The 21948-nt window shown below is 62.7% G+C and carries 21 protein-coding genes; 18 read left to right on the top strand and 3 right to left on the bottom strand.

Annotated features, from left to right (window positions below; genetic code table 11):
- Nucleotides 1–116: 116 nt before the first annotated feature.
- The 13 genes from M728_RS00155 (at nt 117) to M728_RS00215 (ending at nt 14012) form a co-directional block, all read left to right on the top strand.
- A complete protein-coding gene (locus M728_RS00155) occupies nt 117–2966 on the top strand; it encodes a [protein-PII] uridylyltransferase (protein WP_026619582.1) in 2850 nt (949 codons plus the stop codon).
- Entirely contained in the window at nt 2963–4570 is a 1608-nt protein-coding gene (gene murJ, locus M728_RS00160) for a murein biosynthesis integral membrane protein MurJ (protein WP_026619583.1), read from the top strand. Before M728_RS00155 ends, murJ begins: the two co-directional genes overlap by 4 nt.
- Nucleotides 4567–4956: a VOC family protein gene (locus M728_RS00165; RefSeq protein ID WP_026619584.1), complete on the top strand. Its 390-nt coding sequence runs from the start codon at nt 4567–4569 to the stop codon at nt 4954–4956. The genes murJ and M728_RS00165 overlap by 4 nt, the downstream gene beginning before the upstream one ends.
- Nucleotides 4957–5048: 92 nt before the next feature.
- Nucleotides 5049–6113 carry a tryptophan--tRNA ligase gene (gene trpS, locus M728_RS00170; RefSeq protein WP_026619585.1) on the top strand — a complete coding sequence of 355 codons (1065 nt, stop codon included), beginning with the start codon at nt 5049–5051 and terminating at the stop codon, nt 6111–6113.
- A 113-nt stretch (nt 6114–6226) separates the two neighbouring features.
- Complete coding sequence (locus M728_RS00175) at nt 6227–6718, top strand: universal stress protein (protein ID WP_026613457.1); 492 nt, start codon at nt 6227–6229, stop codon at nt 6716–6718.
- A 105-nt stretch (nt 6719–6823) separates the two neighbouring features.
- On the top strand, nt 6824–7390 hold the full coding sequence (locus M728_RS00180; protein ID WP_026613456.1) for a NifU family protein: 567 nt from the start codon (nt 6824–6826) through the stop codon (nt 7388–7390).
- A 218-nt stretch (nt 7391–7608) separates the two neighbouring features.
- Nucleotides 7609–8268: a tRNA (adenosine(37)-N6)-threonylcarbamoyltransferase complex dimerization subunit type 1 TsaB gene (tsaB, locus tag M728_RS00185; protein WP_026619586.1), complete on the top strand. Its 660-nt coding sequence runs from the start codon at nt 7609–7611 to the stop codon at nt 8266–8268.
- 77 nt (nt 8269–8345) lie between these two features.
- Nucleotides 8346–8843, top strand: a complete 498-nt coding sequence (locus M728_RS00190; RefSeq protein WP_026619587.1) for a GNAT family N-acetyltransferase — start codon at nt 8346–8348, stop codon at nt 8841–8843.
- Nucleotides 8844–8909: 66 nt separating this feature from the next.
- Entirely contained in the window at nt 8910–9764 is an 855-nt protein-coding gene (locus M728_RS00195) for a 1-acyl-sn-glycerol-3-phosphate acyltransferase (protein ID WP_034883191.1), read from the top strand.
- 97 nt (nt 9765–9861) lie between these two features.
- Nucleotides 9862–11289: a tRNA (N6-isopentenyl adenosine(37)-C2)-methylthiotransferase MiaB gene (gene miaB / locus M728_RS00200; protein ID WP_026619588.1), complete on the top strand. Its 1428-nt coding sequence runs from the start codon at nt 9862–9864 to the stop codon at nt 11287–11289.
- On the top strand, nt 11286–12341 hold the full coding sequence (locus tag M728_RS00205; protein WP_026619589.1) for a PhoH family protein: 1056 nt from the start codon (nt 11286–11288) through the stop codon (nt 12339–12341). Before miaB ends, M728_RS00205 begins: the two co-directional genes overlap by 4 nt.
- 18 nt (nt 12342–12359) lie before the next feature.
- Nucleotides 12360–12866, top strand: coding sequence for an rRNA maturation RNase YbeY (ybeY, locus tag M728_RS00210; protein WP_026619590.1), 507 nt, complete (start codon nt 12360–12362; stop codon nt 12864–12866).
- Between the two features lie 12 nt (nt 12867–12878).
- Nucleotides 12879–14012, top strand: coding sequence for a hemolysin family protein (locus M728_RS00215; RefSeq protein ID WP_026619591.1), 1134 nt, complete (start codon nt 12879–12881; stop codon nt 14010–14012).
- A gap of 62 nt (nt 14013–14074) precedes the next feature.
- Here the strand turns inward: M728_RS00215 and M728_RS00220 are convergent, their stop codons facing one another.
- On the bottom strand, nt 14075–14653 hold the full coding sequence (locus M728_RS00220) for an NYN domain-containing protein (protein WP_026619592.1): 579 nt from the start codon (nt 14651–14653) through the stop codon (nt 14075–14077).
- A gap of 415 nt (nt 14654–15068) precedes the next feature.
- Between M728_RS00220 and lnt the strand changes: the two genes are divergently transcribed.
- From lnt to M728_RS00240, 4 genes are all read left to right on the top strand, one after another.
- Nucleotides 15069–16664 carry an apolipoprotein N-acyltransferase gene (gene lnt, locus M728_RS00225; protein ID WP_026619593.1) on the top strand — a complete coding sequence of 532 codons (1596 nt, stop codon included), beginning with the start codon at nt 15069–15071 and terminating at the stop codon, nt 16662–16664.
- A gap of 137 nt (nt 16665–16801) precedes the next feature.
- Nucleotides 16802–17215 (top strand): helix-turn-helix domain-containing protein, encoded by a 414-nt coding sequence (locus M728_RS00230; protein ID WP_026619594.1) that lies wholly within the window; start codon nt 16802–16804, stop codon nt 17213–17215.
- A 358-nt stretch (nt 17216–17573) separates the two neighbouring features.
- Nucleotides 17574–18854, top strand: a complete 1281-nt coding sequence (metK, locus tag M728_RS00235) for a methionine adenosyltransferase (RefSeq protein ID WP_026619595.1) — start codon at nt 17574–17576, stop codon at nt 18852–18854.
- Between the two features lie 169 nt (nt 18855–19023).
- On the top strand, nt 19024–19722 hold the full coding sequence (locus tag M728_RS00240; RefSeq protein WP_026619596.1) for a tRNA (guanosine(46)-N(7))-methyltransferase TrmB: 699 nt from the start codon (nt 19024–19026) through the stop codon (nt 19720–19722).
- 123 nt (nt 19723–19845) lie between these two features.
- On the opposite strand, the gene M728_RS00245 is transcribed toward M728_RS00240, so the two are convergent.
- On the bottom strand, nt 19846–20103 hold the full coding sequence (locus M728_RS00245; protein ID WP_026613444.1) for a DUF1150 family protein: 258 nt from the start codon (nt 20101–20103) through the stop codon (nt 19846–19848).
- A 50-nt stretch (nt 20104–20153) separates the two neighbouring features.
- Nucleotides 20154–20582 (bottom strand): Hsp20 family protein, encoded by a 429-nt coding sequence (locus M728_RS00250; protein ID WP_026619597.1) that lies wholly within the window; start codon nt 20580–20582, stop codon nt 20154–20156.
- A gap of 212 nt (nt 20583–20794) precedes the next feature.
- Here M728_RS00250 and M728_RS00255 point away from each other — a divergent pair, with 212 nt between their 5' ends.
- Nucleotides 20795–21739 (top strand): nucleoside hydrolase, encoded by a 945-nt coding sequence (locus M728_RS00255; RefSeq protein WP_026619598.1) that lies wholly within the window; start codon nt 20795–20797, stop codon nt 21737–21739.
- Nucleotides 21740–21948: the final 209 nt, after the last annotated feature.

Below are 21948 nucleotides of genomic sequence, written 5' to 3' on the forward strand. Positions count from 1 at the left end.
CATGATTCCGGCCTGGTGAGATTCCGATCCGAATGACATGCAGAAGCGCTTGGCAGGAGCGCTTTGAGATGCAGCGGACCACACAATCAGTCGGACAGGACGCCCTTCGGCACTTCATGGCCAGACACGAACCTTCCTTTCCCGAAATTCTCGACATCGCGGGCCTCCGGGCGAAGTGCGATTTCATCGCCTCCGCCCACGCCGAGCAGCGCGAACCGATGCGCCGTGCTTTGCTCGCCGCCTTCAAAGAGGCGAATGTGGCGGGCCGCGCCAAGGCGCGCGAACTGCTTGGCGCCGACGGCGCGGGGATAAAATGTGCAGAGCGTATATCCTGGCTGCAGGATCAACTCATCACGGTGCTGCACGACTTCGTGCTGAACCAGGTGTTCGATGCGGCCAATGCGCCGGAAGCCGCCCGTATAGCCGTGACCGCCGTCGGCGGCTATGGTCGCGGCACGCTCGCGCCGGGCTCGGACATCGACCTCCTCTTCCTGCTGCCGGCAAAGAAGGCGGTCTGGGCGGAGCCGGCAATCGAGTTCATGCTCTATATCCTTTGGGATCTGGGCTTCAAGGTCGGCCACGCGACACGGACGATCGAGGAATGCATCCGGCTGTCGCGCGCCGATATGACGATCCGCACGGCGATTCTCGAATGCCGTTACATCTGCGGCTCCGGGACCCTGGCGAGCGAGCTGGAAGCGCGCTTCGACCGCGAGATCGTCCGCAACACCGGTCCCGATTTCATCGCTGCCAAGCTCGCCGAGCGGGACGAGCGCCATCGCAAGGCGGGCGACACACGCTACCTCGTCGAGCCGAATATCAAGGAAGGCAAGGGGGGCTTGCGTGACCTGCACACGCTGTTCTGGATCGCCAAATATTTCTACCGGGTCAAGGACCCGGCCGACCTCGTGAAGCTCGGCGTCCTTTCGAAGCAGGAATACAAACTTTTCCAGAAGTCGGAGGATTTCCTCTGGGCAGTGCGCTGCCACATGCATTTCTTGACCGGCAAGGCGGAGGAACGGCTTTCCTTCGACATCCAGCGCGAGATCGCCGAAGCGCTCGGCTATCACGACCATCCCGGCCTCTCGGCCGTCGAACGCTTCATGAAGCATTACTTCCTCGTCGCAAAGGACGTCGGTGATCTCACCCGCATCTTCTGCGCGGCGCTCGAGGACCAGCAGGCCAAGGACGCGCCGGGAATCTCTGGCGTCTTCAGCCGCTTCCGGAACCGCACCCGGAAGATCGCCGGCACGCTCGACTTCGTCGACGATGGCGGGCGCATCGCACTCGAAAGTCCGGACGTCTTCAGACGCGACCCGGTCAATCTGCTTCGCCTGTTTCATATCGCCGACATCAACAGCCTGGAGTTCCATCCGGCCGCGCTGAAGCAGGTAACGCGCTCGCTGAGCCTGATCACGCCGCACTTGCGCGAAAACGAGGAGGCCAACCGGCTCTTCCTCTCGATTCTCACCTCGCGGCGCAATCCAGAGCTGATCCTCAGACGCATGAATGAATCCGGCGTTCTCGGACGGTTCATTCCGGATTTCGGCAAGATCGTCTCGATGATGCAGTTCAACATGTACCACCACTACACGGTGGACGAGCATCTCCTGCGCACCGTCGACGTCCTCTCGCGGATCGAGCGGGGCCTGGAGGAGGAGGCGCATCCACTGACGGCGATGCTGATGCCGGGCATCGAGGATCGCGAAGCGCTCTACGTCGCCGTGCTGCTGCACGATATCGCCAAAGGCCGTCCGGAGGATCATTCGGTCGCCGGCGCAAAGGTCGCCCGCAAGCTTTGCCCGCGCCTGGGGCTTTCGCCGAAGCAGACGGAAACGGTGGTCTGGCTGGTCGAGGAACACCTGGTGATGTCGATGGTGGCGCAGACCCGCGACTTGAACGACCGCAAGACCATCGTCGACTTCGCCGAGCACGTGCAATCGCTCGAACGGCTGAAGATGCTGCTCATCCTGACGGTCTGCGACATCCGCGCCGTCGGCCCAGGTGTCTGGAACGGCTGGAAGGGGCAGTTGCTGCGCACGCTCTATTACGAGACCGAGCTTCTGCTCTCGGGCGGCTTCTCGGAACTGTCGCGCAAGGAGCGCGCCAAGCACGCCGCTCATATGCTGGAGGAGGCGCTCAAAGACTGGCCGCGCAAGGAGCGGGAGGCCTATGTGCGGCTGCATTATCAGCCTTACCTGCTGACGGTAGCGGTCGAGGATCAGGTCCGGCACGCCGAGTTCATTCGCGAGGCGGATCGCGCCGGCAAGACCTTGGCGACGATGGTCCGCACCCACCATTTCCACGCCATCACCGAGATCACGGTGCTTTCGCCGGACCATCCGCGCCTGCTGACAGTCATCGCCGGCGCCTGCGCCGCAGCGGGCGCCAACATCGTCGATGCGCAAATCCACACCACCGCCGACGGCCGGGCGCTGGATACGATCCTCGTCAACCGCGAGTTCTCGGTCGACGAGGACGAGATGCGCCGGGCCGCAAGCATCGGCAGGCTGATTGAGGACGTGCTTTCCGGCCGCAAGCGGCTACCGGAGGTGATTGCCAGCCGAACCCGGGTGAAGAAGCGCAGCAAGGCCTTCACCGTGACGCCGGAGGTGACGATCAGCAACACGCTGTCTAACAAGTTCACCGTGATCGAAGTCGAAGGCCTCGACCGGACCGGCCTGCTTTCCGAGATCACCGCGGTGCTTTCCGACCTCTCTCTCGATATCGCCTCGGCCCATATCACCACCTTCGGCGAGAAGGTGATCGACACCTTCTATGTGACCGACCTGGTCGGAGCGAAGATCACCAACGAGAACCGGCAGGTAAACATTGCCGCGCGCCTGAAGGCGGTGTTGGCCGGCGAGGTCGACGAGGTGCGCGAGCGCATGCCCTCCGGCATCATCGCCCCGGTTCCAGCGCCGCGGACATCGCACGGCGCCAAGACGACAAAAGCCGAAACATGAGTCTCGTCAAGAAATTCGCCACCGTCGGCGGCGCGACGCTCGGCAGCCGTGTTTTCGGTTTCATCCGGGAAACCTTCATGGCGGCCGCACTTGGCACCGGGCCGGTGGCCGACGCCTTCAACACCGCCTTCCGCCTGCCGAACACCTTTCGCCGGCTCTTCGCCGAAGGCGCCTTCAATTCGGCCTTCGTTCCGCTCTTCGCCAAGGAGATCGAGGCGCGCGGCATGGATGGGGCCCGCCGCTTCTCGGAAGAGGTCTTCGGCGTGCTCTTCACCGTCCTCCTTCTTCTGACGATCGGCATGGAACTGGCGATGCCCTTCATCGTCAGGGAACTGATCGCCCCCGGTTTCGCCGACGATCCCGCGAAATTCGCAAGCACCGTGATCTTCGCGACGATCATGTTCCCCTACCTCGCCTGCATGTCGCTGGCGGCGATGATGGCGGGCATGCTCAATTCGCTGCATCGCTACTTCGCGGCAGCGATCGCTCCGGTCTTCCTGAACATCATTCTGATCGGCGTACTGGCCTATGCCTGGCTGAGCGGCCAGGATGCCGTTGCCGTCGGCTACGACCTCTCCTGGGGCGTGCTGGCCGCAGGGTTGGTGCAGCTCGCGATCGTCTGGTTCGCCGTGCGCAACGCCGGAATCAGGATCGGCTTCCGTCGCCCGCGGCTGACGGCGAACGTCAAACGGCTGCTGGTGCTGGCGCTGCCGGCGGCGATCACCGGCGGCATCACCCAGATCAACCTCCTGATCAACACCAACATCGCCTCGGCCAAGGAGGGAGCGGTCTCCTCGCTCGTCTATGCCGACCGCATCTACCAGCTTCCGCTCGGCGTCGTCGGCATTGCGGTCGCGACCGTGCTTCTGCCGGAGCTCGCGCGCGCGTTGCGTGCCGGCAACCTCAATGAGGCGGGGAACCTGCAGAACCGCTCCGTCGAGTTCACGCTGTTCCTGACGCTGCCTGCGGCGGCGGCACTCCTTGTCATGTCCGAGCCGATCGTCCGGCTCCTCTTCGAACGCGGCAAGTTCTCGCCGGAGTCCACCGTCGTCGTCGGCCAAATCCTGGCGATCTACGGTCTCGGGCTGCCGGCATTCGTGCTGATCAAGGCCTTCATTCCGGGCTTCTTCGCGCGCGAGGACACCCGCACGCCGATGGTATTCGCCGGCATTTCCGTGGCTGTGAACGTCTCCCTTGCGCTGGCGTTGTTTCCCTCGCTTGCCGCAAGCGGCATCGCCACCGCCGAGATCGTCGCCGGCTGGGTGAATGCGCTCCTTCTCTTTGTGACGCTTGTCTGGCGGGGCCATTGGGGGCGCGACATCCCCTTGCTCACGCGGATCCCGCGCCTCGTCATCGCGGCTGCGATCATGGCGATCGCGTTGCATTTCGCTGTTCAATGGCTGGCATTTCCGCTTTCCTCGGCCGCACCGCTCGCAATGCGTGCCGTCGCTCTGTGCGGGCTCATCGCCGCGGCGATGGTGATCTATTTCGCACTCGCCTTCGGCCTCGGCGGCGCCAGCCTGGCGATGATCCGCCGCAATCTGAAGCGCAAGGCCGCGTCGGTGGCTGAACCCGCCTCGGGCGATGGGGCGGACGCGCCATGAAGCAGATCATCGCCCATGTGGCCCTCGTCGTGTCGGACTACGACGCGGCCATCGCCTTCTTCTGCGGCAGGCTCGGTTTCGATCTGGTCGAGGACACGGAACTCGGCGACGGCAAGCGCTGGGTGCTGGTTCGTCCGAAAGGCGCGACGGAAACCGCCCTTCTGCTCGCCAAGGCCGACGGCGAACGCCAGCGGGCCGCCATCGGCAACCAGACCGGCGGGCGGGTCGGCTTCTTTCTCTTCACCGACGATTTCTCACGCGACCATGCGGCGATACTTGCCGCGGGCGTCGCGTTTCTCGAAGAGCCGCGCCACGAGGCCTATGGGACGGTCGCCGTCTTCGCCGATCCCTTCGGCAACCGCTGGGACCTGCTGCAACCGGCTTGATCCATGCCTCTTGATTGCATCTGCCCCGCCGTGCATAAGCGCGGCGGACATCAACTGGAGCCGGGCCCTCCACAAGCCCGATTGGGAACGACATGAACGAATTCAAGCCGCTCGTATTTTCCGGCGTTCAACCGACCGGCAACCTGCATCTCGGCAACTATCTCGGTGCGATCCGCAAGTTCGTCGCCCTGCAGGAGAACAACGACTGCATCTATTGCGTCGTCGATCTCCACTCGATCACGGCGCAGCTCGTGCATGAGGATCTGCCGGGCCAGATACGCTCGATCGCAGCCGCCTTCATCGCCTCCGGCATCGACCCGGAGAAGCACATCGTCTTCAATCAGTCGGCCGTGCCACAGCACGCCGAGCTCGCCTGGATCTTCAACTGCGTCGCCCGCATCGGCTGGATGAACCGGATGACCCAGTTCAAGGACAAGGCCGGCAAGGACCGCGAAAACGCCTCTCTGGGCCTGCTTGCCTATCCGAGCCTGATGGCGGCCGACATCCTGGTCTATCGCGCCACGCACGTTCCCGTCGGCGATGACCAGAAGCAGCACCTGGAACTCACCCGCGACATCGCACAGAAGTTCAATATCGACTTCATGGAGCAGATCCGGCGGCACGGCTACGGCGTCGATATCGTCGTCGGCGACGAACCGATCCATGCCTATTTTCCGCCGGTGGAGCCACTGATCGGCGGGCCGGCGCCGCGCGTCATGTCGCTGCGCGACGGCACGAAGAAAATGTCGAAGTCCGATCCTTCCGATCTGTCGCGCATCAACCTGATGGACGATGCCGACACGATCTCGAAGAAGATCCGCAAGGCCAAGACCGACCCGGACGCGCTACCGAGCGAAGTAGATGGCCTTGCGGGCCGCCCGGAGGCCGAGAATCTCGTCGGCATCTATGCGGCACTGTCCGACACGTCGAAGGAAAAGGTACTGGCCGAGTTCGGCGGCCAGCAATTCTCGGTGTTCAAGCCGGCGCTCGCCGACCTCGCCGTCAGCGTTCTTTCGCCGATCACCGGCGAGATGCGCCGACTGATGGACGACCCCACGCATATCGATACCATCCTGCGCAAGGGCGGCGAGCGCGCCCGGGCGAGGGCCGAAAAGACGATGCGCGAAGTCCGGGAAATCATCGGTTTCTTGCAGTAGACAAAAGTTGGAGCGGGGCGTGGGCGGGAAGCCGCACACACATTTCTATGATCCCGTTCCACCCGTAAAAAACAGCGCTTGCGGGCGCCCGGCGGCGATGTCATGTTCGCGGCATGGTTTCGACCCGACTCTCACGACTGGAAGGTCATCGCCGCAAGTTCATGGCGGTGATCGACGACACGCCCGAATGTGGCCGTGCCGTGCATTACGCCGGCATGCGCGCAAAGAATTCCAATGGCGGCCTCGTGCTGCTCTACGTGATCTCAGACGCCGATTTCCAGCAATGGCTGGGGGTCGAGGAGATCATGCGTGCGGAAGCGCGTGAGGAGGCGGAGGCGACGCTCGCCAAGGTCGCCCAGACTGTGCGCGAAAGAATCGGCATCGAACCGGAAATCGTCATCCGCGAAGGCATCGCGACCGAACAGATCCATGCCGTCATCGAGGAGGATCGCGACATCGCGATCCTGGTGCTCGCGGCCGGGTCGGCAAAGGAAGGACCAGGGCCCCTCGTGTCGTCCATCGCCGGGAAAGCCGCGGCCTTCCCAATCCCCGTCACCGTCATCCCCGACCTTCTGACGGACGAGGAAATCGACGCACTGACCTGAGCTAGAAGCGCCATTACGCCCTTGCGGGTTCACTGCAGGGCTCCTATATTTTTGAACAATTCTAAAGTGCCGGTCGAGGTCGCTCCCGGCAGAACGGAGAGAGACATGTTCATCCAGACCGAAGCCACACCGAACCCGGCAACCCTGAAGTTCCTGCCCGGCAAGGTCGTGATGGAGAACGGCACGGCCGAATTCCGCAGCGAGGAAGAGGCACGTGCGGGATCGCCGCTCGCAGCGCGACTCTTTTCGATCCCCGGCGTTACCGGCGTCTATTTCGGCTATGACTTCATTACCGTGAGCAAGGAAGGGCAGGAGTGGCAGCATCTGAAGCCCGCCATTCTCGGCTCGATCATGGAACATTTCATGTCCGGCCAGCCGATCATGTCGGGAGCAGGCCGCGCCGAAGAAACGGATCAGGAAGGCGAATTCTATGACGAGGGCGACGAGGCGATCGTTGCCACGATCAAGGAATTGCTGGAAACGCGGGTACGGCCGGCCGTAGCCCAGGACGGCGGCGACATCACCTTCAGGGGCTTCAAGGATGGTACCGTGTTCCTGAATATGAAGGGGGCGTGCTCCGGCTGCCCATCCTCGACGGCGACCTTGAGGCACGGCGTTCAGAACCTTTTGCGTCATTTCGTTCCGGAAGTCGAGGCGGTCGAATCCGTCTGACCCGGAGCAGATCGAGACGCGGGAACATGCGTGGGAGCCCCGCGCATGTTTCGCTTTCCGTTCGGCTCCATATTTCTTAAACCGGATGTGGTTTGGGGCTAGAATCGCGCGAGCGATTCCAAGCGCCGCAGTGGCTTGGACGCGCGGGTGTTGCGGCTGTGCGCACGCCGCAGTGCGTTTTGCTTGCGAGGCAATCGAGGGAGGAGATCGCAGCGGAAATGTTAGTGCTTGCCATCGACACATCCGGGATCGGCTGCTCCGCGGCGGTCTATGACGGCGGGCCGGGGGAGCTTCTGGCACGAGCCGGCGCGGAGATCGGCCGCGGCCATGCCGAGCGCCTCATGGACTTCGTCGACGAGGCCTTGATCGCCGCCGGCAGACAGCTCGCGGATATCGACCGCATTGCCGTGACGATAGGCCCTGGGTCGTTTACCGGCATCCGCGTCGGCGTTGCCGCCGCGCGGGGCCTCGCGCTGGCGCTTGGCAAGCCGGCGGTCGGCGTCACGACGCTTCAGGTCATCGCCGAAAGCGCGCGGCTCAAAGAGCCTGGCCGGCCGGTGCTCGCCGTCATGGACGCAAAACGGGACGAGGTCTATGTTCAGTCGTTCGACGCCCGCGGCAGGGCCGAGGGCGCGCCGGAGATCCTATCCGCGGGCGAGGTGCATGAACGCTTTTCCGGCTTTTCCGGCATCGTCTCGGGTTCAGGCGCCCATTTGGTCACCGCCCATGCGGCCGCCGGCAAGCCGGACGAGATCGACATCGGCGTCGTCGGTCGGCTCGGCGCTGTCGCCGATCCGGCCGCGGCCAAGCCGAAACCGCTCTATCTGCGCGGGCCGGATGCCAAACCACAGGCCGGTTTCGCGGTCACTCGAGCCTGATGCATGTCGCCAAACGAAATGCATCAGACAAGGGCCGGAAACCGCGAGCACTTTTATCAATTCCCAGATCGACGTCGATGAGCTTCACCGATTACATCACTCGCCGCACCGAATTCGACATCTTTCCGCTCGAGGAGACCGACCTCGGCGCGGCCGCGGCACTGCATCGCCTGCGCTTTGCCGCCTCCTGGAGCGACGGCGAGATTCACGCGCTTCTCACCCAGGATACGGTCTTCGGTTTCGTTGCCCGCCAGACCAACGGCATGTTCCGTCCTGCTTTCGGCGGTTTCGTGCTATCTCGCGCTGTGGCTGGCGAGGCTGAGATCCTGACGATCGGGGTGGATCCGCGCTTCACGCGCTCCGGGCTCGGCTGGCGGCTGATGCAGGCGGCGATGCGGGAAGCGCTCGTCAAGGGGGCCGAAGCGCTCTTCCTGGAAGTCGACGAGACGAACGAGGCCGCGATCGGGCTCTACAAAAAGCTCGGCTTTGTGAAGGTCGGCGAGCGCAAGGCCTATTATCAGGCGCGGCCCGGGGAGCGTACGGCGGCGCTTGTCATGCGGCTTGATCTTCGCTAGTCCGATCCGGCGCTTGAGCATGCCCACGGCGGAGCGACGAATGACGAGCTTGGAAGGTGCCTGCGGATGATCAACTGGGTGCGGGTCGCGCTCTGCGTCATGCTGCTCATTTTGGTCTCACTGGCGCTGATGCCGATCCAGATCGTTTGCCTGTGGCTGGATCTGAGGCCGCGGCGATGGTTGCCGCGCTATTGGCACCGCGTGGCGTGTCTGCTGCTCGGCCTCCGCGTTCGCGTCCATGGCGAGCTCGATCACCGGCGTCCCTTGCTCCTGAGCGCCAATCACGTCTCCTGGAAGGACATCCTGGTGCTTTCGTCGGTCGCCGACGTCATCTTCGTCGCCAAGTCGGATGTCAAGTCCTGGCCGATCTTCGGGGTTCTCGCGAAGCTTCAGGCCTCGATCTTCGTGGAGCGCGAGCAGAAGCGCACCACGGGCCATCAGGTCAATGAAATCGGCCGGCGCCTCGCCGATGGCGAGATCGTCGTGCTTTTCCCCGAAGGCACGACGTCCGATGGCAACCGCTTGCTCGACATCAAGACGTCGCTGTTCGGTGCCGCCGCCTCGGCCATTCCGCAATCGCCGACGGGCGTGGTTCACGTCCAGCCCCTGGCGATTTCCTACACCGGCATCCACGGCATGCCGATGGGGCGCTACTACCGGCCGATAGCCGCCTGGCCGGGCGACATCGGCCTTCTTCCGCATCTCATCGGCGTGTTGCGGGAAGGCGCCCTCGATGTGGACGTCGATTTCGGCGAGGCGGTGGATTACGATCGTCAGTCGAACCGCAAGGAAGTGAGCCGCACCATCGAGCAGCGGATCCGCAAGATGCTGTCGGATCGGCTGCGGGGGCGGGCGGCAACGGGCGGAACGAGCGCGGCCGCTCCCGCTCTTCTCTCGCAGAAAGGGCCGCAGCGAACCTGAATTGCCTTATTTCTGGATCATTGTGATCCGGACGGGCGCCTTGGCTGCGGCCCCGAAAACGCTTCAACTTTGGGGCGGTTTGCACTAAAGAACCCGCATGACCCAGGAAACAGCTCTACTGTCGACGTCGCCCGTGACGGGCGAGATGAACGCCCCGGCACGCAAGGTTTTCGTCAAGACCTATGGCTGCCAGATGAACGTTTACGATTCCGACCGCATGTCGGATGCGCTCTCGCGCGACGGCTACGTCGCAACCGACGTCCTGGAAGAGGCCGATTTCGTCCTGCTCAACACCTGCCATATCCGCGAGAAGGCGGCCGAAAAGGTCTATTCCGAGCTCGGCCGCCTGCGCGAATTGAAGAAGGAGAAGGCGCGCGAGGGCCGCGAAATGCTGATCGGTGTCGCCGGTTGCGTCGCACAGGCCGAAGGCAACGAGATCCTACGCCGCGCCCCGGCGGTCGACCTCGTCATCGGTCCGCAGACCTATCACCGCCTTCCCGAGGCGCTGAAGCGGGCGCGAACCGGCGAGCGCGTCGTCGAGACGGAATACGCGATCGAGGACAAGTTCGACTATCTGCCCGCGCCGGACAAGGCGAAGACCCGTTCACGCGGCGTCACCGCCTTCCTGACGGTGCAGGAAGGTTGCGACAAGTTCTGCACCTTCTGCGTCGTGCCTTATACGCGTGGAGCGGAAGTCTCCCGCCCGGTGGCGCAGATCATCGCCGAGGCGGAAAAGCTGGTCGAGGCCGGTGTGCGCGAAATCACGCTGCTCGGGCAGAACGTCAATGCCTGGCACGGGTTGGGTCCGGACGGGCGCGAGTGGGGTCTCGGCGATCTCTTGCAGCGCCTCGGCGAGGTCGTGGGCCTCGCACGGCTGCGCTACACGACCAGCCATCCGCGCGACATGGACGACAGCCTGATCGACGCGCACCGATCGATGGCAAAGCTGATGCCCTATTTGCACCTGCCGGTGCAGTCCGGCTCCGACCGCATCTTGAAAGCCATGAACCGGCGCCACACGGCCGCCGAATACCTGGCGCTCATCGAACGCATCCGCGCCGTACAGCCCGATCTTGCGCTCTCCGGCGATTTCATTGTCGGCTTCCCCGGCGAGACCGAGGCGGACTTCGAGGACACCCTGCGTCTCGTGGAGGCAGTGAATTATGCACAGGCGTTCTCCTTCAAATATTCGACGCGCCCCGGTACACCCGGCGCCGAGCTCAAGGATCAGGTCCCCGAGGACGTGAAGGCCAAGCGCTTGGAAAGATTGCAGGCTCTGCTCACGAAGCAGCAGCGCGGCTTCGCCGAGGCCTGCGTCGGGCGGGAGATCGACGTGCTTCTCGAAAAGCCGGGCCGTCTGCCGGGCCAACTCGTCGGACGCTCGCCGTGGCTGCAGCCCGTGAATGTTGATGCAAAAGCATCGCAAATCGGTGACATTATCAAAGTACGAATCACCAAGGCCGGCCCGAACAGCTTGTTTGCCGAGATGATCGAGGAACCGGAAGCGAGGAGCTTGACCGCTTGAACGGACACGAACTGATTTCTTCCTCATCACGCCAGTCGAAAACATCCGCGACAGACGCCAATCACTTCGTGCTCACTTTCGAGAACAATCGCTTTGCCAGCGAACTCTTTGGTCAGTTCGATCAGAACCTGAAATTGCTTGAAGAGCGGCTGCGCATCGACGCCCGGCCGCGCGGCAATTCCGTCGCCATTTCCGGTGATGTCGTGGCGACCAACCAGGCACGCCGCGCCCTCGACTATCTCTATGGAAGACTGCAGAGTGGTGCCTCGATCGATACGTCCGACGTCGAGGGTGCGATCCGTATGGCGGTCGCCGCGGACGATCAGTTACAGTTGCCGACGATGGAGCGCAAAGCCAAGCTGACGATGGCGCAGATTTCGACGCGCAAAAAGACGATTGCTGCGCGCACGCCGATGCAGGACGCCTACATTCGGGCGATGGAGCGCGCGGAGCTCGTCTTCGGCGTCGGGCCCGCCGGCACCGGCAAGACCTATCTCGCCGTCGCGCACGCCGCCCAGCTTCTGGAGCGCGGTGCGGTCGATCGCATCATCCTGTCGCGCCCGGCGGTCGAGGCGGGTGAGCGTCTCGGCTTCCTGCCCGGCGACATGAAGGAAAAGGTCGATCCCTATCTGCGGCCGCTCTATGACGCGCTCTACGATATGATGCCCGGAGACAAGGTCGAGCGGGCGATTACGGCAGGCGTGATCGAGATTGCCCCGCTCGCCTTCATGCGTGGCCGCACGCTTGCCAATGCCGCGGTGATCCTCGACGAGGCTCAGAACACGACATCGATGCAGATGAAGATGTTCCTGACCCGCCTCGGCGAAAACGGCCGGATGATCGTCACCGGCGATCCGAGCCAGGTCGACCTGCCGCGCGGGGTCAAGTCGGGTCTCGTGGAAGCGCTGCAGATCCTCAAGGGCGTGGAGGGTGTCTCGGTCATCCGCTTCAAGGACGCCGACGTCGTGCGCCACCCGCTGGTTGCGCGGATCGTTCGGGCCTATGAGGGCCACACGGCGGTCCATGACGAGAGCGAGCAGAGCGATCGCTAGGTGCGGTCGCGGTGGATCATGACGGCTTTGGACATTCAGGTCAGCGTCGATGCGGGAGATTGGCCGCCGGAGGACGAGCTTCTATCCTTCTCGGCAAATGTTCTCGATGCGGCCGCCGATTTTCTCGCCCGCGAAGAGGGGCAGGCATTGCCGGGCGAGCCGCCGGAGCTGTCGCTCGTCTTCACCGACGATCGCTCGATCAAGGCGATCAACGCCGAATGGCGCGGCCAGGACAAGCCGACCAATGTGCTCTCCTTCCCCGCCTTCCCGGTGACGCCCGGCAAGATGCCGGGGCCGATGCTCGGTGATATCGTCGTCGCCCACGAGACGCTGAAGCGCGAGGCGGAGGAGCTCGGAAAGCCGTTCGAGGCCCATTTGACGCATCTTCTCGTCCATGGATTCCTGCATCTTTTCGGGTATGATCATATCGAAGATGAAGAAGCGGAAAGAATGGAGGGGTTGGAGACTCGCATTTTGGCGCGTCTTGGCCTATCTGATCCCTACGGGGACCGGTCTCCGATTTGACAGATTGGAACGATGAGCGACTTCAAGACACAGCCGGCCGTGGCCGCGACCGAGGAGGCCGAGGCTTCCGGCGAGGCCGAGGCGGGCAGTAGTAGTACCGCCGCCCGAACAGAGGGCAGCAAATCCAATTCATCCTTTTGGAGCCGTGCCGCACGCCTGTTGCGTGGCGTCAGCCCGTCGAGCCTGCGCGAGGACCTTGCCGACGCGCTGACGGCCGATGCCGACAGCAATGCGGCCTTCTCGCCCGAGGAACGGGCGATGCTCAACAATATCCTCCGCTTCCGCGAGGTCCGCGTCGAGGACGTGATGGTGCCGCGCGCCGACATCGAGGCCGTGGACCAGAGTATCACCATCGGCGAACTGATGGTCCTCTTCGAGGAGTCGGGACGCTCGCGCATGCCGGTCTATAGCGAGGGCCTCGACGACCCGCGCGGCATGGTGCATATCCGCGACCTGCTCGCCTATGTGACCAAGCAGGCGCGCAACCGCCGCCGTAACGGCAGGGCCCACACGGCCACGAACGGCGAGAAGGCGCCCCGCCAGCAGAAGCCCGGCTTCGATCTTTCCCGCGTCGATCTCGACAAGACATTGGAGGAGGCCGGCATCATCCGTCAGCTCCTGTTCGTGCCGCCGTCGATGCTGGCTTCCGATCTCATGCAGCGGATGCAGGCGGCGCGCATTCAGATGGCCCTCGTCATCGATGAGTATGGGGGCACGGACGGCCTCGTATCGCTCGAGGATATCGTCGAGATGGTCGTCGGCGACATCGAGGACGAGCATGACGACGAGGAAGTGATGTTCGCCCGTACGTCAGACGACATCTTTGTCGCCGATGCCCGCGTGGAACTCGAGGAGATCGCCAGCGCGATCGGTCCGGATTTCGACGTGCGCGAGCAACTGGAGGATGTCGATACGCTCGGCGGGCTCGTCTTCGCTTCGCTCGGCCGGATTCCGGTGCGCGGCGAAGTGGTTCAGGCGATCCCCGGTTTCGAGTTCCAAATTCTCGATGCCGATCCGCGCCGCGTCAAACGCGTGCGGATCATGCGCAAACGTCCGCCTGCGCGACGCCGCCCGCCGAAGGAAAAAGAAATGTTGCCGCCGGCAGGCGAGCATCCAGCGCTTCCGGCCCCGCCCTCGGCTGAATGAACAGCTTTGTCTTTATAAGGTAAAGCGGGACGGGGGCGAAAAACCGCACGCATCCTTCCGATTTATGAGTTTACGTCCACGTTGGTCGGGGCCACCGGCCGTGTCGCGGAATCCGGCGGATGGCGGTCGATCTCCTTACGCAGGCTGATCAGGTCGATGAAACAGTCGGCTTGACGGCGTAGTTCGTCGGCAATCATCGGCGGCTGCGTCGACATTGTCGAGACAACGGAAACCTTGCGGCCTTTTCGTTGCAGCGCCTCCACCAGGGTGGTGTAATCGCCGTCGCCGGAGAAGATCACCAAATGATCGAGCACTTCGGCCTGCTGCATCGCATCGATAGCGAGTTCTATGTCCATATTGCCTTTGATCTTGCGGCGACCTTGGGCATCCGTGTATTCCTTGGCAGGCTTTGTCACGACCGTGTAGCCGTTATAGTCCAGCCAGTCGATCAAAGGGCGGATCGAGGAAAACTCCAAGTCTTCGATAAGTGCCGTGTAATAGTAGGCTCGCAGGAGGTACGCCCGTTTCTGGAACGCGGCGAGCAATTTGCGGTAGTCGATGTCGAAGCCCAAGCTCTTGGATGTGGCGTAGAGATTGGCGCCATCGATGAAAAGCGCGATCTTCTCGCGGGGATCGAACAATGAGGCCTCCTCATTCACGGGTCCGGACTATCTTTGCGGGGGTTCCTCACTCAGGAGGCGGCGGAGGCGAACCCGCTTCCTCCATCGTACGCCAAGATAGGGTGACTGGGAGCGGCTCGGTCATCAATTCAGCAACTGTGGTTAATATGCATTACAGCGCCGCGCGCGTCTCATCAGACGCCCAAAGGTTGCTGTAGCACTTTGAATCGCTGCATGTTTTTATCCTTAAATCGGCTAGGATTTTAGGAAACATGCAGTAGACAATTCTCAACTGAGCCCCGAGCTTGTCAACCCTCTGAAAGGAGGGGTTATGCGGCGGCGGGACAAGCCGTCACTTTTTTGGAAGACTGCCGCCGACTGATTCGGTTTTCTTCCCGCGCAAGGCTGTCGAAGGCCGGCGCCGACTGGAGGCTCTATGGAGAGACTGGCAGGCAGGATCATACTTCTTTCCGGAGTTTCCCGGGCACTCGTCGGCTTCGCGGCCGGGCTCGTGGCAGTGCTTACGCAGCCGCCCTTTGGCATTTTCGCGGCGGCCTTCGTTTCCTTTCCGATATTGGTCTGGCTGATAGACGGGATCGCGACCAATCCGAACGACGGCCTGTTGAAGCGGCTTCTGCCGGCCGCGTCGATCGGCTGGTCTTTCGGTTTCGGATATTTCCTGGGCGGGCTCTGGTGGCTCGGCAATGCGCTGCTTGTCGAGGCGGATGCCTTCGCCTGGGCCTTGCCATTGACGGTCGTCGGCCTTCCCGCCCTGCTCGCGCTATTCTATGCCGTGGCGGTTGTCATCGCCCGCTGTCTTTGGTCCGACGGCATGGGCCGGATCGCCGCTCTTGCCCTCGGATTCGGGCTTGCGGAATGGCTGCGCGGGTTCCTGTTCACCGGCTTTCCCTGGAACGCCATAGGCTATGCGGCCATGCCGATGCCGCTGATGATGCAATCGGCGAGCGTCGTCAGTCTCGCGACGATCAACATGCTCGCCGTCTTCGTCTTTGCCGCGCCCGCACTCATCTGGACGGGCAAGGGCGCGCGCACCGGCCTCGCCATCGCCGTGGCCCTCTTCGCGGCGCATGTCGCCTTCGGCTTCTACCGGCTCGGCCAGCCAGCGCCGCAGCCATCCGCACCGGAAATGACCGTCCGTGTCGTCCAGCCGGTGATCGATCAGGCCAAGAAAATGGACGATCGCGAACGCTCGTCGATCTTCGAAGATCATCTCTCCCTAACCGCCGCTCCAGCGGAGGAGCGTGGCAAGCGGCCGGATATCGTCGTCTGGCCGGAAACGTCGATCCCCTTCATCCTCACCGACAACCCCGACGCACTGGCGCGGATCGCCGAAGTCCTCGAGGAGGGGCAGATTCTCGTCGCCGGCGCGGTCAGGGCCGAGGACGCCGGCGCCGGCCTGCCGCCGCGCTACTACAATTCGATCTACGTCATCGATGACCGGGGACAGATCGTCGGGGCGGCCGACAAGATACATCTGGTGCCGTTCGGCGAATACCTACCGTTCGAGGACCTGCTCTCCTCCTGGGGCCTGAGTTCCGTTGCCGCTTCTATGCCGGGCGGCTTCTCGGCGGCCAAGATCCGTCCGCTGCTGACCTTGCCGGGCGGAAGAACGGTCTATCCGCTGATCTGCTACGAGGCGATCTTCGCCGATGAGGTCGACGGTAACGCCCGCTTGGCCGACGCGCTCTTGAACATCACCAACGATGCCTGGTTCGGCGACACGCCCGGTCCGCGGCAACATTTCCATCAGGCCCAGCTTCGCGCCGTCGAAACCGGGACGCCGATGATTCGCGCCGCCAATACCGGTATATCAGCAATTGTTGATGCACGCGGTGTTTTAGTGGTAGGATTGGGGTACAATTACAAGGGAGTTGTAGACACAATTCTGCCGGGAAAAATGCCTAGCGTCACGGACGCCGCCATGAGAAGCAAAATCTTCTGGTTGACGGCGAGTTTTCTTCTTTTGGTTGCGGCAATCTCTCGCTTAGGTTTTAATATTAGGAAGAATTGACGTAAAACCCCTAAAATTGCATAGTGGTATTTGCCGGCAACTTTCACCTGCCGCGAGCGAGTGACAGGTTGCCATTACGCGAGGAGCAGCAATGCCAGGTTGTCGGCAACCGGAACAGCGAGTTTAGGAAGGCGAATATGATTGAAAACAAGAAGAAGCCGAACCCGATCGACATCCATGTCGGTAGCAGGATTCGCCTTCGTCGGACGATGCTTGGCATGAGCCAGGAGAAGCTCGGCGAGAGTCTGGGGATCACATTCCAGCAGATTCAGAAGTACGAAAAGGGAACGAATCGCGTCGGCGCGAGCCGGTTGCAGAACATTTCGCAGATTCTCAATGTACCGGTGTCGTTCTTCTTCGAAGACGCGCCGGGCGAGGGCGCCGGCACCGGCATGGCCGAGGCGTCGAGCTCCAACTACGTGGTCGATTTCCTGTCGTCGTCGGAAGGGCTGCAACTCAACCGCGCCTTCGTCAAGATCGCCGACCCCAAGGTCCGGCGCAAGCTGGTGGATCTCGTCAAGGCGCTTGCTGCCGAGGCGGAGGCGGAATAAGCGGGAACACTCCCCGTGCCGAAAAAGCGGCCGCCGGCCGCTTTTTTCGTATTTCGGGCAGCGTAGTCGATTTGCGCGCTGCAACCCCAACTGCATGTCTCCTTAAATCGACCTCGCTTTAAGGACAAAGACATGCAGCAATTCAAAGTGCCCAGCGACCTTTGCGCGTCCGATAAGACGCGCAGCGCTGTAGCCTCCCCCCGACGCGAAATTTTTCCACGAAACGAGGCAATTTCGACAAGGTCGGGCGTGGCAGCAATGTCGATATAAAGATATATTTATGTCGTTGTGTGCTTGTTTTTCGACGGCAAAACCACTAACACGTTCGCACCGCTTTTTCATTGAGGGGACTTCCCGCATGCGCGCAAACTACCTGTTCACAAGTGAATCCGTTGCCGAAGGTCATCCGGACAAGGTGTGTGACCGTATCTCCGACGAGATCGTCGATCTGGTTTACCGCGAAGCGGCGAAGTCCGGCGTCGACCCGTGGAGCGTGCGCATCGCCTGTGAAACCTTGGCCACGACCAATCGCGTCGTCATTGCCGGCGAGGTCCGCCTGCCGCCGAGCCTCCTGAAAAAGGACAAGAACGGCAACGACGTCATCAATCCGTCGAAGTTCAAGTCGGCTGCCCGCAAGGCGATCCGCGACATCGGCTACGAACAGGATGGCTTCCACTGGAAGACGGCGAAGATCGACGTGCTGTTGCACTTCCAGTCCGCGCACATCGCGCAGGGCGTCGACAGTGCCGCCGACAAGCAGGGCGAGGAAGGTGCCGGCGACCAGGGCATCATGTTCGGCTATGCCTGCCGCGAGACCGCCGAGCTCATGCCGGCGCCGATTTATTATTCGCACCGCATCCTGAATCTGCTTGCCGCCGCCCGCAAGAAGGGCGAAGGCGAGGTAGCCAAGCTCGGCCCGGATGCCAAGAGCCAGGTGACGGTGCGCTATGTCGACGGCAAGCCGGCCGAGGCCACCTCGATCGTTCTTTCCACGCAGCATCTCGACGACAGCTGGGATTCCGCCAAGGTACGCTCCGTAGTCGAACCCTATATTCGTGAGGCGCTCGCCGACCTGAAGATCGCCGACGACTGCACCTGGTACATCAACCCGACCGGCAAGTTCGTCATCGGCGGACCGGATGGCGATGCCGGCCTCACGGGCCGCAAGATCATCGTCGACACCTATGGCGGTGCCGCGCCGCATGGCGGCGGTGCCTTCTCGGGCAAGGACACGACCAAGGTCGACCGCTCGGCTGCCTATGCCGCCCGTTACCTCGCCAAGAATGTCGTTGCCGCCGGCCTCGCCGATCGCTGCACGATCCAGCTTTCCTACGCCATCGGCGTTGCCCAGCCGCTCTCGATCTATGTCGACCTGCACGGCACCGGCAAAGTCTCGGAAGATCAGGTCGAAAAGGCCATCCGCAAGACGATGGACCTCTCGCCGACCGGGATCCGCCGTCACCTCGACCTCAATCGGCCGATCTACGCCAAGACGGCCGCCTATGGTCACTTCGGCCGCAAGGCCGGCCGCGACGGTTCCTTCTCCTGGGAGAAGCTCGACCTCGTCAAGCCGCTCAAGGAAGCAATCCAGCACGACACCACGGCCGTCAACGGAAGGGCGGCCAGCCGCGCGGCGTAAGCGCCGCTGATGCGGCTTCTTCCGAAGCCGCGCATTGAAGATAGCGCAGCGGCCTGCTATCAGGCGCTGCAAAAAATCAGGGCGGGCGCTCCGGTGAGGGGCGTCCGCCTCGTTCATTGTGATTTCGGTCCGGTCCGACGCGAAATCATTGTGATCCAGGAAGGACGATATGACTGAACCGCGCCGTGCAAGAGCAACGGAGGCTTTCTTCGGCCGCCGCAAAGGCAAGCCCCTGCGGGAGCGCCAGGCCGCGCACCTAGAAAACCTGCTGCCTGCTCTGAAGCTCGATCTGACTGAAGCCGCGCCGCAAGATCTGGCGTCGCTTTTTTCCGAACCCGTCAAGCGAATCCGGCTGGAGATCGGCTTCGGCGGCGGCGAGCACCTCATCCACCGTGCCGCGGAGGATTCTTCGACCGGGTTCATCGGCGTGGAGCCCTTCGTCAATTCGATGGCGAAGCTGCTCGGTCAGATCGAGGCGAGGGGGATCAGCAACGTCCGCCTCTACGACGACGATGCGACCCAGGTGCTCGACTGGCTGCCCGCAGCCTCGGTCGATCAGATCGACCTGCTCTATCCCGATCCCTGGCCGAAGCGGAAGCACTGGAAGCGGCGCTTCGTCTCCAAGGTCAATCTCGACCGCTTCGCGCGCATTCTGAAGCTGGGCGGCCTCTTCTGCTTCGCATCCGATATCGACAGCTATGTCAATTGGACGCTCATCCATTGCCGTGACCACGCCGCCTTCGAATGGACGGCGGAAAAGGCGGCCGACTGGCTGACGCCCTTCGCCGGCTGGCCGAGCACGCGCTACGAGGCCAAGGCCCGCCGGGAAGGGCGAAGCTCGGCCTATCTCACCTTCCGCCGCGTTTAGAATGCTTTGGATTCGCTCCTCTCCTCGGGTTTAACCCGAGGACTAGCCCTCTCCCCGCGTGCGGGGAGAGGGTGGCCGGTAGGCCGACGAGGGGCCAAATTCAAGTTAATACGCGCCAGCCGATTAATGCAGGCTGACGGTGCGCAGGTCGTCCTCGGCCGCCTTGAAGAAGGTGCTGGAGCGGTTATCCGTCAGGAGAATCGGAGTGCCGTCGGCGCCGAACAGGGCCCACAGGTCGATTCCGGGACCCATTTCGGGCGCCTCGGGAAAGCAGCGGGAGACCTCCTCCGAACGCATCTTGCGGATATAGCCGACTTCGCCTGCGCCGAGATGCGCAAGGTCGCTCTTCGACAGCGATGTGTTGATGGTTTTCAGTCCCATGGTGATGCTCCGTGGTCGCCGGCTTTCAAGGAAAAATCCCGCCGGTTATCCTATTCTGGGACCGAAATGTTAATTTTCTTTACCATGCGGACCGGCTCCGGGCGCACGAGGTCGACCGAGAGGAGGCCGTTGCGCAGCTCCGCGCCGAGAACTTGCATGCCGTCGGCAAGCACGAAGGTGCGCTGGAACTGCCGAGCGGCGATGCCGCGATGCAGATATTCCCGCTCGCCGGTGTCGACCTGACGGCCGCGAATGACGAGCTGATTTTCCTCGGTCATCACGTCGAGGTCTTCCTCGGAGAAGCCGGCGACCGCGAGCGTTATCCGCAGTCGTTCCGGCGCGCCGGAGGCGTCGCCGCGAATGCGCTCGATATTGTAGGGTGGATAGCCGTCATTGCCCTTGGCGATGCGCTCAAGGGTCTTCTCCATGCTGTCGAAACCCACGAGAAGCGGGCTCGTAAATGGCGTTATTCTGCTCATTCCCAAAGTCCTTGCAGCTCAAGCGACCATCTTGTCGGACCTGCCATGCAGCATCCTGGCAGCAATATGGTAGCTGTGTGCAACGAGTGCAAGCCGCTTGCCTCCGCAGCCCGCGCAAATCATAGTCGCTTCTCGGATATTCGGCCCGAAGGGCGACCACGTGATTTCGATGCCGCGAGCAGAGATCGCCGTGGTCCGGCAGGAGACGTAAAGTGTCAAGCGCGAGAAAGATCATCATCGACACCGACCCGGGACAGGACGATGCGGCGGCGATCATGCTGGCCTTCGGCAGCCCGGAGGAGATCGAGGTCCTCGGCGTCACCACCGTCGCCGGCAATGTCCCGCTCACGCTGACGGCGCGCAACGCGCGGATCGTTTGTGAGCTTTGCAACAGGACCGACGTGAAGGTCTTTGCCGGCGCCGAGCGGCCGGTCGCCCGCCCGCTGATCACCGCCGAGCACGTGCACGGCAAGACGGGGCTCGATGGCCTCGAACTCTCCGAGCCGACGATGCCGCTTCAGGAGCAGCACGCCGTCGATTTCATCGTCGAGACTTTGCGCACCGAGGCACCAGGCGCGGTCACGCTCTGCACGCTCGGCCCCTTGACGAATATCGCGCTGGCCCTCACCAAGGCGCCCGAGATCGCACCGGCGGTACGCGAGCTCGTAATGATGGGCGGCGGCTTCTTTGAGGGCGGCAATATTACGCCCGCGGCGGAATTCAACATCTATGTCGATCCGGAGGCCGCCGAGATCGTCTTCCGCTCCGGAATTCCGATCGTGATGATGCCGCTCGACGTGACGCACCGCGTTCTTACACGCAAGGCCCGCGTCGAGAAGATCCGCGCCATCGGTAGTCCGGCGGCTGTTGCGCTTGCGGAGATGCTGGAATTCTTCGAACGCTTCGACATCGAAAAATACGGTACCGACGGCGGGCCGCTGCACGATCCGACGGTGATCGCCTATCTGTTGCGACCGGAACTCTTCACCGGCCGCGACTGCAATGTCGAGATCGAAACGGCTTCCGCCCTGACCGCGGGCATGACGGTGGTCGATTGGTGGCAGGTGACCGGACGCAAGCACAATGCCAAGGTCATGCGGCACATCGACGACGAGGGCTTCTTCGATCTCCTGACCGACCGGCTGGCGCGTATTTAGGTCCTCTCTCTGCAGCATCGAAGACCCCTCCCCACAAGGGAGCGGTTATCCTGCCGTACCTTCCGACATGGCTCAAACCGTCACCACTTGCGGAGATGTTGATGGGGCGGGACGGTACGCCCCCGCAAGCCCTTCCCCTTGTGGGGAGCGGTCTTGTCCACGGAACGGGAGGCCGTTTCCGTTACTAAGCACCTGAAAACCAAAACGGC

The sequence above is a fragment of the Ensifer sp. WSM1721 genome (assembly GCF_000513895.2).
In the GTDB taxonomy this organism is placed as follows: domain Bacteria; phylum Pseudomonadota; class Alphaproteobacteria; order Rhizobiales; family Rhizobiaceae; genus Sinorhizobium.

What these genes read in the sequence shown, in the direction of transcription:
- M728_RS00155 (WP_026619582.1), top strand. Translation starts at nt 117, where the DNA reads ATGGCCAGACACGAACCTTCCTTTCCCGAAATTCTCGACATCGCGGGC.
- miaB (WP_026619588.1), top strand. Translation starts at nt 9,862, where the DNA reads ATGACCCAGGAAACAGCTCTACTGTCGACGTCGCCCGTGACGGGCGAG.
- tsaB (WP_026619586.1), top strand. Translation starts at nt 7,609, where the DNA reads ATGTTAGTGCTTGCCATCGACACATCCGGGATCGGCTGCTCCGCGGCG.
- metK (WP_026619595.1), top strand. Translation starts at nt 17,574, where the DNA reads ATGCGCGCAAACTACCTGTTCACAAGTGAATCCGTTGCCGAAGGTCAT.
- trpS (WP_026619585.1), top strand. Translation starts at nt 5,049, where the DNA reads ATGAACGAATTCAAGCCGCTCGTATTTTCCGGCGTTCAACCGACCGGC.
- M728_RS00195 (WP_034883191.1), top strand. Translation starts at nt 8,910, where the DNA reads ATGATCAACTGGGTGCGGGTCGCGCTCTGCGTCATGCTGCTCATTTTG.
- M728_RS00175 (WP_026613457.1), top strand. Translation starts at nt 6,227, where the DNA reads ATGGTTTCGACCCGACTCTCACGACTGGAAGGTCATCGCCGCAAGTTC.
- murJ (WP_026619583.1), top strand. Translation starts at nt 2,963, where the DNA reads ATGAGTCTCGTCAAGAAATTCGCCACCGTCGGCGGCGCGACGCTCGGC.
- M728_RS00180 (WP_026613456.1), top strand. Translation starts at nt 6,824, where the DNA reads ATGTTCATCCAGACCGAAGCCACACCGAACCCGGCAACCCTGAAGTTC.
- M728_RS00250 (WP_026619597.1), bottom strand. Translation starts at nt 20,582, where the DNA reads ATGAGCAGAATAACGCCATTTACGAGCCCGCTTCTCGTGGGTTTCGAC.
- ybeY (WP_026619590.1), top strand. Translation starts at nt 12,360, where the DNA reads ATGACGGCTTTGGACATTCAGGTCAGCGTCGATGCGGGAGATTGGCCG.
- M728_RS00165 (WP_026619584.1), top strand. Translation starts at nt 4,567, where the DNA reads ATGAAGCAGATCATCGCCCATGTGGCCCTCGTCGTGTCGGACTACGAC.
- M728_RS00190 (WP_026619587.1), top strand. Translation starts at nt 8,346, where the DNA reads ATGAGCTTCACCGATTACATCACTCGCCGCACCGAATTCGACATCTTT.
- M728_RS00245 (WP_026613444.1), bottom strand. Translation starts at nt 20,103, where the DNA reads ATGGGACTGAAAACCATCAACACATCGCTGTCGAAGAGCGACCTTGCG.
- lnt (WP_026619593.1), top strand. Translation starts at nt 15,069, where the DNA reads ATGGAGAGACTGGCAGGCAGGATCATACTTCTTTCCGGAGTTTCCCGG.
- M728_RS00240 (WP_026619596.1), top strand. Translation starts at nt 19,024, where the DNA reads ATGACTGAACCGCGCCGTGCAAGAGCAACGGAGGCTTTCTTCGGCCGC.
- M728_RS00230 (WP_026619594.1), top strand. Translation starts at nt 16,802, where the DNA reads ATGATTGAAAACAAGAAGAAGCCGAACCCGATCGACATCCATGTCGGT.
- M728_RS00215 (WP_026619591.1), top strand. Translation starts at nt 12,879, where the DNA reads ATGAGCGACTTCAAGACACAGCCGGCCGTGGCCGCGACCGAGGAGGCC.